Below are 13863 nucleotides of genomic sequence, written 5' to 3' on the forward strand. Positions count from 1 at the left end.
GGGTCGGCGCCTCAGCACCACGGGCCGGGCCGCCGCGGGGGCACGCCGTACGCTGTTGCGGAGTTCAACCGAAGGAGATCGATCCCGTGCTTGTCCTGCTGCCGCCCTCCGAAGGCAAGGCGGCCTCCGGTCGCGGTGCTCCGCTGAAGCTGGAGTCGCTGTCGTTGCCGCAGCTCGCGGAGGCCCGGGCGGCCGTGCTCGACGAGCTGGTCGAGCTGTGTGCCGCCGATGAGGACAAGGCGCGCGAGGTGCTGGGGCTGAGCGAGGGGCTGCGCGGCGAGATCGCGAAGAACACGGAGCTGCGTACGGCGGGCGCGCGGCCGGCCGGGGAGATCTACACGGGGGTGCTCTACGACGCCCTCGACCTGGCGTCCCTGGAGACGGCGGCGAAGCGGCGCGCGGGCCGGTCCCTGCTGGTGTTCTCCGGGCTGTGGGGCGCGGTCCGGGTCACCGACCGGATCCCCTCCTACCGCTGCTCGATGGGTGTGCGGCTGCCCGGGCTCGGCGCGCTGGGCGGGCATTGGCGTACGCCGATGGCGGCGGCGTTGCCCGAGGCGGCCGGGGACGGGCTGGTGCTGGACCTGCGCTCGTCGGCGTACGCGTCGGCCTGGAAGCCGAAGGGCGAGCTCGCCGGGCGGACGGCGACGGTACGGGTGCTGCACGCGCCGACCCGGAAGGTGGTCAGCCACTTCAACAAGGCGACCAAGGGGAAGATCGTCCGCGGTCTGCTGTCGGACGGGGCCGCGCCGAAGGGGCCGGCCGAGCTGGTGGAGGCACTGCGGGACCTGGGGTACGTCGTCGAGGTGGAGCCGCCGGTGAAGGCGGGGACGGCCTGGACGCTGGACGTGTTGGTGACCGAGGTCCACTGAGTTCGCACAGGCGGGCCGGGGCGTTGCAGCCTGTGCAACGAACATTGCGCAGGCTGCCACTCCAAGGGACGATGAGGCCATGTCGCCCTCCGTACCCTCCTCCGCGCACTCCTCGCCGTTGCCCGCGTCCGTGCTGGACCTCGCTCCCGTCATCCCCGTGGTGGTCGTGCAGGACGCCGCCGACGCCGTACCGCTCGCCCGGGCGCTGGTCGCCGGCGGGCTGCCCGCGATCGAGGTGACCCTGCGGACCCCCGCCGGCCTTGACGCGATCCGGGCGATCGCCGCGCAGGTGCCGGACGCCGTGGTCGGCGTCGGCACGGTGATCACCCCGGAACAGGTGCGGGAGTCGGTGGCGGCCGGGGCGCGTTTCCTGGTCAGCCCGGGCTGGACGGACGTACTGCTGGACGCCATGCGGGAGTCGGGGGTGCCGTTCCTGCCGGGGGTGTCGACGACGTCCGAGGTGGTCGCGCTGCTGGAGCGCGGGGTGCGGGAGATGAAGTTCTTCCCGGCCGGACCGGCGGGCGGCGCGGCATATCTGAGGGCGCTGGCCGGGCCGTTGCCGCAGGCGCGGTTCTGCCCGACGGGCGGGGTCGGTCCGGGGAACGCGCCGGAGTACCTGGCGCTGCCCAACGTCGGTTGCGTGGGCGGCACTTGGATGCTTCCGCAGGACGCGATCGAGGCGCGGGACTGGGCGCGGGTGGAGGCGTTGGCGCGGGCGGCGGCGGGACTCCGGGACGGTTCAGGGGCGCAGGGGTGACCCGCCGTCAAGCAGGTCTTCAGGACCGCAGGTGTGACGTGCCGTTGAGGAGGTCTTCAGCCCCGCAGGTGTGACGTGTCGTTGAGGAGGCGGACGCTCGCGTTGCCGTCGGCGTAGTACGCGACCACCGACAGGGAGGCCGCCGACAGTTCCATGCGGAACAGGGACTCGGGTGGGGCGCCGAGGGCGAGCCGTACGAACGTCTTGATCGGGGTGACGTGGGTGACCAGCAGGACCGTACGGCCTGCGTACGCCGCGACCAGTTTGTCGCGGGTGGCGGCGATCCGGGTGGCGGTCGCCACGAAGCTCTCGCCGCCGCCGGTCGGTTCGGCGTCCGGGTCGGCCAGCCAGGTGTTCAGGTCGTCCGGATAGCGCTCGCGCACCTCACCGAAGGTGAGTCCTTCCCAGGCGCCGAAGTCGGTCTCCCGCAGCCCGTCGTCGATCGTGACGCCGAGACCGAGGCGGGCGGCGACGGCCGCGGCGGTCTCGCGGGTACGGGCCAGCGGCGAGGAGACGATCTCCTGGATCGTGCCCCGCCGGGCCAGCGACTCGGCGGCCCGCTCGGCCTGCCCGCGCCCGACGTCGGAGAGCGAGGGGTCACTGCCGCCGCTGCCGGAGAACCGCTTCTGCGGGGTCAGCGGGGTCTCCCCGTGCCGCAGCAGCACGAAGGTCGCGGGCGCCCCCATGTCGGCGGGAGCCCAGCCGGGGGAGGCGACCGCACGGGCGGCGCGGACGTCGGTGCGGGCCTTGTCGGCCGCCGTGGCTACGGGCGGTCGGGACGGCTCGGGGGCCGCGGCGGCTCCCGACGGACCGGACGACTCGGGGGCCGCCACCTCGGTGGCCACCCGCGTGGCCGCTCGCGCGCCCGCCGCGTCCAGCTCGGCCGTCGACGCCGCGGCCGACCACCGCTCGCCCCGCTTGCCCGCGTCCATCGCCTCGTTGGCCAGCCGGTCCGCGTGCTTGTTCCGCTCCCGGGGGATCCACTCGTACGTCACCTGGGACGACGGGAACACACCGGCCGCCTCGGACGCCAGGGGCTTCATGTCGGGGTGCTTGATCTTCCAGCGGCCCGACATCTGCTCGACGACGAGCTTGGAGTCCATACGGACGTGGACGTGCGCCGTCGGGTCCAGGGCGTGCGCGGCGCGCAGGCCGGCCAGCAGGCCCCGGTACTCGGCCACGTTGTTCGTGGCGATGCCGATGTACTCGGCGGCCTCGGTCAGCGTCTCGCCGGTCGCCGCGTCGAGCACCACTGATCCGTAGCCCGCGGGCCCCGGGTTGCCCCGTGACCCGCCGTCGGCCTCGACGATGAACTTCCGCACGCCGTCAGCCCCTTACCGATACCGATCTCTTGCCGTCGCCGTACGGACTCCCTTGCCGCACGGACTCCCTTGCCGTACGGAGTCCTTGCCGCGCTCGACTACAGGCCGGACTCGGACGTGCGCACCAGGATGCGGCGGCAGTTCTCGCAGCGCACCACCGTGTCGGGGGCCGCCGCGCGGATCTCGTTGATGTCGGTGATCGCCAGCTCCTGCCGGCAGCCCTGGCAGGAGCGCTGGTACAGCTTGGCCGCGCCGACGCCGCCCTGCTGGTCGCGCAGCTTGTCGTAGAGCTTGAGGAGGTCCGCGGGGATGGTGGCCGCGATGACCTCGCGCTCCTTCGTCGCGGTGGCCGCGTCGCCGTCCAGCGACTCGGTGGCCGCGTCCCGGCGGGCGATCGCGTCGTCGATCTTCGACTGGACGGAGGAGACCCGCTCGGTCAGTTCGGCGACCCGCTCCTGCGCGGACTCGCGGCGCTCCATGACCTCCAGGACCACGTCCTCCAGGTCGCCCTGACGCTTGGCGAGGGAGGTGATCTCGCGCTGGAGGTTCTCCAGGTCCTTCGGGGAGGTGACCGCGCCGGAGTCCAGACGCTGCTGGTCGCGGACGGCACGCTGGCGCACCTGGTCCACGTCCTGCTCGGCCTTGGTCTGCTCGCGGGCGGTGTCGCTCTCCTCGGTCTGCGCGGCCACGAGCAGGTCGCGCAGCTGCGTGAGGTCCTTGTTCAGCGACTCGATCTCGGCGTGCTCGGGCAGCGACCTGCGCTTGTGCGCGAGCTGCTGGAGGCGGACGTCGAGGTCCTGGACGTCGAGGAGTCGGATCTGGTCGGCAGGCGCGGCGTTCAGTTGGGGGCTCCCAGGGGGTCAGAAGAAGAGGGGCGCGAAGCGCTCGTCGGAAGGGCGGCGGACGCCGCGTGGGCGGTCCAGGGGTCGGTGACCGTGCGGGAGACGTGGACCCTCAGGTCCCATCCCGCGCGGTCGGAGATCTCGTCGAGCTGGGCTGCGGCCAGCTCGCACCAGGGCCATTCGGTGGCCCAGTGTGCCGCGTCGAGCAGCGCGAGGGGGCCGTGGGCGCCGGTCGCCATGAACTCGGACGCCGGGTGGTGGCGCAGGTCCGCGGTGAGGAAGGCGTCGACACCGGCCGCGCGGACCTGGTCGAACAGGCTGTCGCCGGAGCCGCCGCTGACGGCGATCGTGCGGACCAGCGCCTCCGGGTCGCCGGCCACCCGGATGCCCTGCGCGGTGGCGGGCAGCCGCTCGGCGGCGCGGGCGGCGAGGTCGCGGACGGTCAGCGGGTGGTCCAGTTCGCAGATCCGGCCCAGGCCCCGGCGGCCCTCCGGATCGGTCGGGTCCGGCACCAACGGGCCGACGACCCGCAGGTCGAGGGCGCCGGCGAGGGCGTCGGAGACACCCGGGTCCGCCGTGTCCGCGTTGGTGTGGGCGACGTGCAGCGCGATGTCGTTCTTGATCAGCGTGTGCACGACGCGGCCCTTGAAGGTGGAGGCCGCGACCGTCGTCGTACCGCGCAGATAGAGGGGATGGTGGGTGACCAGCAGATCGGCGCCCAGCTTCACCGCCTCGTCCACGATCTCCTGGACCGGGTCGACGGCGAACAGGACCCGTGCGACCTCCTGGTCGGGATCGCCCGCGACGGTACCGACCGCGTCCCAGGACTCGGCCCGCTCGGCCGGCCACAGGTTCTCCAGGGCGGTGATGACTTCAGACAGACGGGGCACGAGCAAAAGGCTACCTGCCTGTTCTCCCCAGCTGAACCGGTGCCGTCGGCGGCGACCGCGCCGAGCACGGTCGCTCCGCGTTCCTCAGGCGAATCGTTCCTGGGCCATCCCTTTGTGTGAAGTAACGGTCCGCCGGTCCGACGTCAGTGCGGGCGAAAGCTACTTTCGTCGCCGGAGGTGACCGAACGATGACAGCCTGTGTCATTGAGCCCACCACAACGGCGCACGAGCACGGCGGGACCCCGCAGGCAGGGTGCGCGATCACGGTCGACGGCTGCTACGCCGCCCGGCTGGCGCGGGACGGCGACTCCCTGTTCCCGGAGCGCTGGACCCTGGACGGCCCGGAGCCCTACGCGGTGCCGCTGCCCGGCAACCAGCCGGAGGAGCCCGGCACCGAGGTCCAGCCGATGGGGGACGGGCGGGTCCTCATCCGGCGACTGGTCGCCGGACGGCACACCTTCTCCCTGCTCTACCCGACCGGACCGGACACCGGTGAGCTGCCGCTGGGCGCGGTCGGGACCCCGGACGGAGCCACCCGGCTGCGGCTGCTGCCGCCCGCGCCGGGCGGCGCGAGGGCGTACGCCCTCGCCGTGGGCCGGCACTCCAGTGCGGTGTGGCTGGTGGCGGGAGGGGGCCGCGGGCCCGAGCACGTCGCGGAGATCCCGGGGCGGTGCTCGGGCGGGGTGTGGCTGGACGGCACGGGACGGATGCTGGCGCTGGACCGGGAGATCGGCGGCCGGACCAAGACGGTCGTGGTGGATCTGAGGCGCGGCGGTGAGGTCTCGCCGCTGCTGCAGATCACGGCGAACAGTGACGACCGGCTGCTGCTCGCCGCCCCGGACAGCGGGCTGCTGCTGATCCGCTCGGACGCGCCCTCGCCGGGGCGGGAACGGCTGGGCTGGGGGGTGCTGGGCAGCATGCAGCCGGTGCGCTTCCCGGACTGCCTGCGGGCGGACGACTGCACGGTCACGCCGTTCGCGATCCAGCCCGGGCAGGTCCTGATGCCGGAGGACTGCGCGGTGGCGCTGCGGATCGACGGGCCGCTCGGCAGCTGGGTCGGCGTGTGGCGGCCCGCCACCCGGCGGGTCCACCATCTCCCGGCGCCTGACGGGTGGTTGGCGGGCGCCGGCCACTGGACCGAGGACGGGGTGCTCCACCTGCCGTACGCCACGGCGGAGGCACCGTGCGCGGTGGCACGGGTGACGGCACCCTCCGGGGAGCCGGAGGAGGTGAGTGGTGCCGGGGGCAGTGCTCCGGGGGGCCAGATCGAGGGCGGTACGGCCGCGCGGGCTGCGTCGGGTGGGTCCGGCGAGCCGTCGGAGCCAGATCCTCCGGCACCGGCCGCGCCCCGCCCGGTGCCGTTGCAGCAGGCCCCGCTGGGATTTGTGCGGCGGATCAGGGCGGAGGAGAGTCAAGGCGTCTGATCAGTACGGGCGAGTGAGCAGTACGGGCGAGCGCGACAGCACCGCCCGCCCCGACTCCGCGCCCCGCGCCCCGCGCCCCGCGCCCCGCGCGAGGTTGACCGTCTTCGGTGTAAATGCGGGGCGGCGGGGCAGTCCCACTCAAGTGAAATCGTTCGTACCGGCCCCGCGTCTTCGGCATGATCCGTCGGGCAGGCGCGCGGCTTGTAACGAACTCGTGCCGGTTGGCGTGGCCGCCTGGATTCGACCCGTGGGACGCCGGTTAAACTCGCCCGGCTGTAAGAAAGATCATGTTGACGGGGAGAGTTACTTCCGATGAACGACGCCAACACGACCCAGCCGACTCCCGAAGTCCAGGATCCCTCCGGCCACGGCCGGCACCGGGGCCCGGTCGCGGACCACGACGGTGAGGCGGCCCCCCAGGGCCGTCACCGCAAGCCGGTCGAACACACCGAGTCGGCGGCCTGAACGACACACGGCCCCGCCCCTTCGCACAAGGGGCGGGGCCGTGGTGTGTCGCCTCCCCCCGGCCAGTCCCCGGACTGCACTACTCCCGCTTGAGGCCCAGCACCTCGGCCGCCGCGAACGTCTCCCCCTCCGGCCGTCCCGCGTAGTGCGGGGTGAGCAGCGCGTCCAACTCGTCGTACGTGAACGTCTCCTGCTTGCTGTCGAACTTCGCCGCCACCCGCGGGCGTTCGACGATCGCCACCATGCCTCCGTGGACGACGAGCAGCTGGCCGTTGAGCCGGGCGGCGGCGGGTGAGGCCAGGTAGCCGACGAGCGGGGCGACATGGTCGGGGGCGAGCGGGTCGAGTCCGTCGTCGGGGCGGCGGAGCCCGGCGAAGACGTCCTCGGTCATCCGGGTGCGGGCCCGCGGGCAGATGACGTTGGCCGTCACGCCGTACTTGGCGAGCGCGAGGGCCGTGGAGGTGGTGAGACCGACGATTCCGCCCTTCGCGGCCGCGTAGTTGGGCTGCCCCGCCGAACCGGCGAGGAACGCCTCCGAGGAGGTGTTCACGATTCGCCCGTACACCGGGCCGCCCGCCGCCTTGGACCGGGCGCGCCAGTGCGCCGCGGCGAAGTGGGTGGTGTTGAAGTGGCCCTTGAGGTGGACCCGGATCACCGCGTCCCACTCGTCCTCGGTCATGGAGAAGATCATGCGGTCGCGCAGGATGCCCGCGTTGTTGACGAGGATGTCCAGCTTCCCGAACTCGGCGACCGCCAACTCCACGAGTTGCGCTGCCTGTTGGAAGTCGGAGACGTCCCCGGTGTGGGCGAGGGCCGTGCCGCCCGCGGCCCGGATCTCGGCGGCGACCTGTTCGGCGGGGGTGGCGGATGCCTCGCCCGAGCCGTCCCGGCCCGGCTGCCCGTAGTCGTTGACGACGACGGCCGCGCCGAGCCGGGCCAGCTCCAGCGCCTCGGCCCGGCCGAGCCCGCGTCCGGCGCCGGTGACGATCGCGGCGAGCCCTTCGAGTGGCACCGACATACCGCGTCCTCAGATCTCGACGCAGGTACGCAGGGACGCTCCCGTGCGCATCTGGTCGAGCGCCTCGTTGATCTCGGACAGCTGCACCCGGTGGGTGATCAGGCCGTCCAGGTCGATCCGGCCGGCCCGCCACAGGGCGATGGTCCGCTCGTAGGAACGCAGCACGTCCCCGCCGCCGTACAGGGACGGCAGGATCCGCTTCTCGTCGAAGAACAGCTCGAACATGTTGAGCTGGAGGAAGTCGTCCATGGCGCCCGCGCCGACGACGACGAGTGTGCCGCCGCGCCGGGTGTTGTCGTACGCCGCGCGGGCGGTGGCCGCCTTGCCGACGACCTCGAAGACGTAGTCGAAGCCCTCGCCGGCGGTGACCTGTTGCTTCGCTTCGGGCAGCTCGTCCGGCGAAACGGCCCGCGTGGCACCGAACTTGAGGGCCGCCTCGCGACGCGAGAGGACCGGGTCGACGGCGACGATCTCGGCGGCGCCCTTGAGTCGCGCCCCCTGGATGGCGGAGATACCGACCCCGCCGCAGCCGATCACCGCGACCGACGAACCGGCCTGCACGTCGGCGGTGTTGAGCGCGGCGCCCAGGCCGGTCGTCACCCCGCAGCCGATGAGGGCGGCGATGTCGAAGGGCACGTCGTCGGGGAACGGCACCGCGCAGCCGGCGTCGACGACGACCTCCTCGGTGAAGGTGCCGGTGCCCGCGAAGCCGAAGACGTCCCCGCCGGGGCGCTTGAAGTTGGGGGTGCCCGCGTTCATGAAACCGGCGAGACAGAGTTCGGTCTGGCCGCGCTTGCAGGCGGGGCAGGCGCCGCAGGCGGGTAACCAGCAGACCACCACCCGGTCACCGGCCTTCAGGTGACTGACGCCCTCGCCGACCTCGAGGATCTCGCCCGCGCCCTCGTGACCGGGGACGAAGGGCGCGGGCTGCGGCAGGACGCCGTTCATCGCGGACAGGTCCGAGTGGCACAGTCCGGTGGCCCGCACCCGGATCCGCACCTTGCCCGGGCCGAAGCCCACCGCCTCGACGTCGTCGAGGACCTCCAGCTTGTCCTGGCCGGTCTCGTGCAGTACGGCTGCGCGCATGATGCGGCTCCCCTAACAGTGGGCAGACGAAGCAGACGAAAGGGCGTTCACGTTCTCAGGAGTGTTCGACGAGGGTGTCCGCGAGGGCGGGCGCGTCGTCCCGTTCGACGACGGTCACGGCCACCCGGACCGCGGCCGGGGAGTCCTGGCGCCACATGCGGATGCGCAGGGTCTCCCCCGGATACACGACCCCGGCGAACCGGGTGCCGTACGCGCGCACCCGGGCCACGTCCCCGCCGAGCAGGGTGTCCACGACCGCCTTGAGCGTGATGCCGTAGGTGCACAGCCCGTGCAGGATAGGCCGTTCAAAACCGGCGACCTTGGCGAACTCGGGGTCGGCGTGCAGCGGGTTGAAGTCGCCGGAGAGGCGGTAGAGCAGCGCCTGGTCCTCGCGGACCGGTCGCTCGACGACCCGGTCGGGCTCGCCGACAGGGGGTTCCGGGCGGGTTGAAGGGCCGCGGTCGCCGCCCCAGCCGCCCTCTCCCCGTACGAAGATCTGGGCGTCGTTGGTCCACAGCGGGCCGTCCGCGTCAGCGACCTCGGTGCGCGCCACCAGGACGGCGGCCTTGCCCTTGTCGTACACGGCGGCGATACGGGCGGTGGCCGTCGCCCGTCCCTCGACCGGGAGCGGGCGGTGCAGGGTCAGGCTCTGGCCGCCGTGCAGGACCTTTGCCAGGTCCACGTCGATGCCCGGCATGGACAGGCCGCTGATCACGCCCGGCGAACCGGCTCCGGCGACGGTGGCGAAGCTCGGCAGGACGTGCAGCCGGGACTCCAGGGTGTAGCGCAGTTCGTCGGGGTCGGTGGCGGGGACGCCGGCTCCGACACCGAGGTGGTAGAGCTGCACGTCCTTGGCCGTCCAGGAGAGCTCACCGGAGCGGGGCTCGGCGGCCAGGGCCTTGGCTGCGTCGATGGGCATGGGGCTCCTGATCACGGGATTTCGGGACCGGTCATTGACGGGAGGGACCTCGGTACGGCCGTCCGCACCGTCGGCCGCACCGAGGCGTCATCGGCCGTTCTAGAACGCGTTCCAGTCCGGCGCCCTCTGTATAGCCCAGCGCTCCGTACTTGTGAAGCCTCGTGCCGAGCCGCCCCCTGGATGTGTCGGCTCGGTGCGCCGTGACATTTGTCCTGCATCAGTCCGTACAAGCGCCTCTGCCGTGCGGCACCTCCCGTCCGTACGCTGCTGCCGTACCGGCGCGACGCCGGGAAGGTCTGATCGGGGGGGCGGGACATGTCGTGGTCGCGCAAGATCTCGTGCCGTCGGGACGCGTGGCGGCCGGTGTACCGGCACGCGCGGGAGAACCGGCGGCTCTGCGGGGAGGACAAGGCCCGCCTCAAGGCGCAGTGGCGTGCCGCGCGGAAGGCCGGGAAGGTCCCGGAGGATCCGGGCCCACCCCCGACCGGTTTCACCCTGCTGCCGTGGCTGCTGCTGGGGATGGGCGCGTTCTCCAACCTCTTCCAGGGCGAGACCCCGAACCCGTGGGTCGGCGGGCTGGGGCTGTTCACCTTCAACTCGCTCTACATCTACGTGGTGTTCCGCGCGTTCGTGCGGGAGGCGCGGGAGGCGACCTCGACGCGGGTGGCGCTGGTGCTGCTGGGCCTGGTGACCTGCGGACTGGCCCTCGGGTACGGCGGCAACTGGCTGCTGTTCTTCCCGCTGTTCGGGCTCGCGACGGGCGCGGTGGTGCGGATGCCGCACCTGCGGTGGGCCGGTGCCGGGCTGGCGCTGGCGTCCGGGGTCGTCTCGGTCGCCCGGGACGGCTGGGGCGGGCTCGACATCACGTACGCCACCTGGATCTCGACGATGGTGACGGCGGCGATCCTGTCCCTGTCCGAGGCGGTACGGGAACTGCGTGCGGCCCGTGAGGAACTGGCGCGGCGGGCGGTGGAGCAGGAGCGGTTGCGGTTCTCCCGGGACCTGCACGATCTGCTCGGTCACACGATGTCGGTGATCGTGGTGAAGGCGGAGGCGGCCCGACGGCTGGCCGACCGTGACCTCACGGCGTCGCTGGCCCAGATCACCGACATCGAGTCCGTCGGCCGCCAGGCCCTGACCGAGATCCGCGAGGCGGTGACCGGCTACCGCAACGAGAGCCTGATCACCGAGCTGGACCGGGCCCGTTCGGCGCTGTCCGCTGCGGGCGTCGACCTGGCGCTGAGCCAGTCGGGCCCACCGCTGCCGCCGCAGACGGAGGTCCTGCTGGGGTGGGTGGTGCGTGAGGCCGTCACCAACGTCGTCCGGCACAGCGGGGCGGAGCGGTGCGAGATCACGGTGGCGGGTGCGGCGGAGCGGGTACGGCTGACGGTGACGGACGACGGCTCCGGAGCGGAGGCTTCGGCGCCCACACGGGTATGGACTTCGGGTCCGGGAGACGCGTGGGTGGACGCCGGGTTCCGGGAAGGTATCGGCGGCACCGGCCTCAAGGGGCTGAGGGAACGCCTGGCCGCGGCCGGGGGGTCGCTGACGGCCGGACCGGGGACCCGGGGCGGGTTCACGGTGACGGCGGAGCTGCCGGTGGAGCCGACCGAGGGGGCGGAGCCACTGGAGGTGGCGGATCGGGTGGGCGGCTCTACTCTGAGGCCGTGAACGAGACGACCCAGGAGCGCCACCCCGCCCAGTCCATCAGGGTCCTGCTCGCCGAGGACCAGGGGATGATGCGCGGGGCGCTCGCGCTGCTGCTCGGGATGGAGGAGGACATCGAGGTGGTCGCCCAGGTCGCGGCCGGGGACGCGATCGTGGACGCGGCCCTGACCCACCGCCCGGACGTCGCGCTCCTCGACATCGAACTCCCAGGGAAGAGCGGCCTGGACGCCGCCGCCGAACTGCGCGGCCAGGTGCCCGACTGCCGGGTCCTGATCCTGACCACCTTCGGCCGGCCCGGCTATCTGCGGCGGGCCATGGAGGCGGGAGCCGCCGGCTTCCTCGTCAAGGACGGTCCCGTGGAGGAGCTGGCCGTCGCCGTCCGCCGCGTACTGACCGGCGAGACCGTGATCGACCCGGCGCTCGCCGCGGCCGCGCTCAGCGCCGGACCCAACCCGCTCACCACCCGCGAGTGCGACGCCCTCAAGGCATCGGCGGACGGCGCGACCGTCGCCGACATCGCCGCCCGCCTCCACCTCTCGGAGTCCACGGTCCGCAACTACCTCTCCTCCGCCATCGGCAAGACCGGCACCCGCAACCGCATGGAGGCGATGCGGGAGGCCCGACGCCAGGGATGGCTGTAAGGGGTCCTGAAGGGCCCCCCGGCGCAAGGGCCGCACCCCGGCGCCCATGACTGACGCCATGCCAGTTCCCCATGACTAGGTCAAGAATTCGTTAGTACGCCAAAGCATCGGAATAGTTGCCCGGGCGCACGGGGTTCAAGCTGCACGTATCCCGCACGGTTTCAACCGGCTCACCCTCTCCCCAGGCCTGGAGGCCTCACTTCATGACGCACACGTCGACCGACCAGCCCGCGCGCAGAGCGAGCGGGGCCGTCGTCCCGGTGCTCGCGTTCGCGGGCATCGTGGTCGCGGTGATGCAGACCCTGCTCGTCCCGGTCATCAAGGACCTGCCGCAGCTGCTGGGCACCGAACCCAGCAACGCCACCTGGGTCCTGACCTCCACCCTGCTGTCCGGTGCCGTCGCCACGCCGATCATGGGCCGCCTCGGCGACCTGTACGGCAAGCGGCGCATGATGATCGTCAGCCTCGCGGTGATGGTGGTCGGCGCCCTGGTCAGCGCCCTCACCAGCGATCTGCTCACCATGATCGTCGGCCGCGCCCTCCAGGGTTTCGCGATGGGCGCGATACCCCTCGGCATCGGCCTGATGCGCGACATGCTGCCCCGCGAGAAGCTCGGCTCGGCGATGGCGCTGATGAGCTCCTCGATCGGCGTCGGCGGCGGTCTCGCGCTGCCCGCCGCGGCCCTGGTCGCCCAGCACGCCGACTGGCACGCCCTCTTCTACGGCGCCGCCGGCCTCGGCGCGTTCGCCATCGCCCTGACCCTCCTCGTCGTCCCCGAGTCCCCGGCGCGGGCCGAGGGCACGTTCGACGTCCTGGGCGCGATCGGCCTGTCCGCCGGTCTGGTGCTCTTCCTGCTGCCGATCACCAAGGGCAGCGACTGGGGCTGGACCTCCGGCACCACGCTCGGCCTGTTCGGCGCCGCGGCGGTCGTACTCGTCCTGTGGGGCGTGATGGAGCTGCGCCTCAAGGCCCCCCTGGTGGACCTGCGCACCACGGCCCGCCCCGCCGTGCTCTTCACCAACCTGGCCTCGATCATGGTCGGCGTCTCGTTCTACGTCGTCTCGCTGGTCCTCCCCCAGCTGCTCCAGCTGCCGAAGGCCACCGGCTACGGCCTCGGCCAGTCGATGGTCACCGCGGGCCTGCTGGTGGCGCCGCTCGGCCTGACCATGATGCTCACGGCGCCTGTCTACGCCCGCCTGTCGGCGAAGTACGGCCCGAAAGCCACCCTCATCCTCGGCATGCTGATCATCGCCATCGGCTACGGCGCCGGCCTCGGCCTGATGAGCGCCCCCTGGCAGAGCCTGGTCATCGCGGTGATCCTGGGCGCGGGCATCGGCCTCGCCTACTCCTCGCTGCCCGCGCTGATCGTCGGCGCGGTCCCGGCCTCGGAGACGGGCGCCGCCAACGGGCTCAACACCCTGATGCGTTCCATCGGTACGTCGGTGTCCAGCGCCGTGATCGGGATGGTCCTCGCCAACACCGCGAACGACGTGAACGGCGTGGCGGTCCCGACCATGCACGGCTTCCGGGTCTCCTTCCTGATCGCCACCGCCGCGGTCGCCCTCGGCCTGGTCCTCGCCCTCTTCCTGCCCCGCACCCGCCCGGCCACCAAGCCGCAACTGCGGGCCAGCAGCGAGGAGGACGCCAACCTGGAGCGTGCCGAGGAGGTACTGCGCGGCTTCCGCGGGCGGATCCTGGACGCCACCGGAACCCCGGTCCCCCGCGCCAAGGTCACCCTGATCGACCTGCGCGGCCGACAGGCCGGCGCGACCATCTCCGCCGAGGACGGCAGTTACGTCATCGCGGTCCCGGACCCGGGCGCCTACGTCCTGGCCGCCCGCGCCGCCGGTCACGGCCCGCTCGCCTCGTCCGCCACCCACGCGGGCGACCACCGGCCGGTCGACCTGGACCTGTCACTGCCGGGCGAGACCGTCTCCGCCTGACGTCCCCGGCCCCCCTCCG

General features: G+C 72.7%; 13 protein-coding genes. 7 read left to right on the plus strand and 6 right to left on the minus strand.

Translation table 11 applies throughout. The features are described 5' to 3' along the window. Positions 1–86 precede the first annotated feature (86 nt). Together yaaA and eda are read left to right on the plus strand one after the other, a co-directional pair. Positions 87–869, plus strand: coding sequence for a peroxide stress protein YaaA (gene yaaA, locus ABZ027_RS07235; protein ID WP_356765244.1), 783 nt, complete (start codon positions 87–89; stop codon positions 867–869). Between the two features lie 79 nt (positions 870–948). Next, positions 949–1626: a bifunctional 4-hydroxy-2-oxoglutarate aldolase/2-dehydro-3-deoxy-phosphogluconate aldolase gene (gene eda, locus ABZ027_RS07240; protein WP_356765246.1), complete on the plus strand. Its 678-nt coding sequence runs from the start codon at positions 949–951 to the stop codon at positions 1624–1626. A gap of 56 nt (positions 1627–1682) precedes the next feature. On the opposite strand, the gene ABZ027_RS07245 is transcribed toward eda, so the two are convergent. From ABZ027_RS07245 to ABZ027_RS07255, 3 genes are all read right to left on the minus strand, one after another. Beyond that, positions 1683–2948 carry a bifunctional RNase H/acid phosphatase gene (locus ABZ027_RS07245; protein WP_356765248.1) on the minus strand — a complete coding sequence of 422 codons (1266 nt, stop codon included), beginning with the start codon at positions 2946–2948 and terminating at the stop codon, positions 1683–1685. A 98-nt stretch (positions 2949–3046) separates the two neighbouring features. Continuing rightward, a complete protein-coding gene (locus tag ABZ027_RS07250; protein ID WP_356765380.1) occupies positions 3047–3790 on the minus strand; it encodes a C4-type zinc ribbon domain-containing protein in 744 nt (247 codons plus the stop codon). Beyond that, positions 3787–4680: a Nif3-like dinuclear metal center hexameric protein gene (locus ABZ027_RS07255; RefSeq protein WP_356765250.1), complete on the minus strand. Its 894-nt coding sequence runs from the start codon at positions 4678–4680 to the stop codon at positions 3787–3789. Before ABZ027_RS07255 ends, ABZ027_RS07250 begins: the two co-directional genes overlap by 4 nt. A 188-nt stretch (positions 4681–4868) precedes the next feature. Here ABZ027_RS07255 and ABZ027_RS07260 point away from each other — a divergent pair, with 188 nt between their 5' ends. Both ABZ027_RS07260 and ABZ027_RS07265 read left to right on the plus strand, forming a co-directional pair. Then, positions 4869–6104, plus strand: coding sequence for a hypothetical protein (locus ABZ027_RS07260; RefSeq protein ID WP_356765252.1), 1236 nt, complete (start codon positions 4869–4871; stop codon positions 6102–6104). Positions 6105–6416: 312 nt separating this feature from the next. Beyond that, positions 6417–6569 (plus strand): hypothetical protein, encoded by a 153-nt coding sequence (locus tag ABZ027_RS07265; RefSeq protein WP_356765254.1) that lies wholly within the window; start codon positions 6417–6419, stop codon positions 6567–6569. A 79-nt stretch (positions 6570–6648) separates the two neighbouring features. On the opposite strand, the gene ABZ027_RS07270 is transcribed toward ABZ027_RS07265, so the two are convergent. Genes ABZ027_RS07270 through ABZ027_RS07280 form a run of 3 tightly spaced genes read right to left on the minus strand, consistent with a single transcriptional unit; the run spans position 6649 to position 9592 of the window. Beyond that, positions 6649–7587 (minus strand): 3-oxoacyl-ACP reductase, encoded by a 939-nt coding sequence (locus tag ABZ027_RS07270; RefSeq protein WP_356765256.1) that lies wholly within the window; start codon positions 7585–7587, stop codon positions 6649–6651. A 9-nt stretch (positions 7588–7596) separates the two neighbouring features. After that, positions 7597–8673, minus strand: coding sequence for a Zn-dependent alcohol dehydrogenase (locus tag ABZ027_RS07275; RefSeq protein ID WP_356765258.1), 1077 nt, complete (start codon positions 8671–8673; stop codon positions 7597–7599). Between the two features lie 55 nt (positions 8674–8728). Next, positions 8729–9592, minus strand: a complete 864-nt coding sequence (locus ABZ027_RS07280) for a MaoC/PaaZ C-terminal domain-containing protein (protein ID WP_356765260.1) — start codon at positions 9590–9592, stop codon at positions 8729–8731. Positions 9593–9907: 315 nt separating this feature from the next. Here ABZ027_RS07280 and ABZ027_RS07285 point away from each other — a divergent pair, with 315 nt between their 5' ends. The 3 genes from ABZ027_RS07285 (at position 9908) to ABZ027_RS07295 (ending at position 13844) form a co-directional block, all read left to right on the plus strand. After that, positions 9908–11263, plus strand: a complete 1356-nt coding sequence (locus ABZ027_RS07285; protein ID WP_356765262.1) for a sensor histidine kinase — start codon at positions 9908–9910, stop codon at positions 11261–11263. After that, complete coding sequence (locus tag ABZ027_RS07290; protein ID WP_356765264.1) at positions 11260–11901, plus strand: response regulator transcription factor; 642 nt, start codon at positions 11260–11262, stop codon at positions 11899–11901. The genes ABZ027_RS07285 and ABZ027_RS07290 overlap by 4 nt, the downstream gene beginning before the upstream one ends. Positions 11902–12104: 203 nt before the next feature. Beyond that, positions 12105–13844, plus strand: a complete 1740-nt coding sequence (locus ABZ027_RS07295) for an MFS transporter (RefSeq protein WP_356765266.1) — start codon at positions 12105–12107, stop codon at positions 13842–13844. Positions 13845–13863: the final 19 nt, after the last annotated feature.

The sequence above is a fragment of the Streptomyces sp. NPDC006332 genome, from assembly GCF_040612855.1.
Lineage (GTDB): Bacteria > Actinomycetota > Actinomycetes > Streptomycetales > Streptomycetaceae > Streptomyces.

Excerpts from the sequence above, each read along its gene's own strand:
- eda (WP_356765246.1), top strand. The coding sequence starts at position 949 with ATGTCGCCCTCCGTACCCTCCTCCGCGCACTCCTCGCCGTTGCCCGCG.
- ABZ027_RS07260 (WP_356765252.1), top strand. The coding sequence starts at position 4,869 with ATGACAGCCTGTGTCATTGAGCCCACCACAACGGCGCACGAGCACGGC.
- ABZ027_RS07265 (WP_356765254.1), top strand. The coding sequence starts at position 6,417 with ATGAACGACGCCAACACGACCCAGCCGACTCCCGAAGTCCAGGATCCC.
- ABZ027_RS07270 (WP_356765256.1), bottom strand. The coding sequence starts at position 7,587 with ATGTCGGTGCCACTCGAAGGGCTCGCCGCGATCGTCACCGGCGCCGGA.
- ABZ027_RS07275 (WP_356765258.1), bottom strand. The coding sequence starts at position 8,673 with ATGCGCGCAGCCGTACTGCACGAGACCGGCCAGGACAAGCTGGAGGTC.
- ABZ027_RS07280 (WP_356765260.1), bottom strand. The coding sequence starts at position 9,592 with ATGCCCATCGACGCAGCCAAGGCCCTGGCCGCCGAGCCCCGCTCCGGT.
- ABZ027_RS07285 (WP_356765262.1), top strand. The coding sequence starts at position 9,908 with ATGTCGTGGTCGCGCAAGATCTCGTGCCGTCGGGACGCGTGGCGGCCG.
- ABZ027_RS07295 (WP_356765266.1), top strand. The coding sequence starts at position 12,105 with ATGACGCACACGTCGACCGACCAGCCCGCGCGCAGAGCGAGCGGGGCC.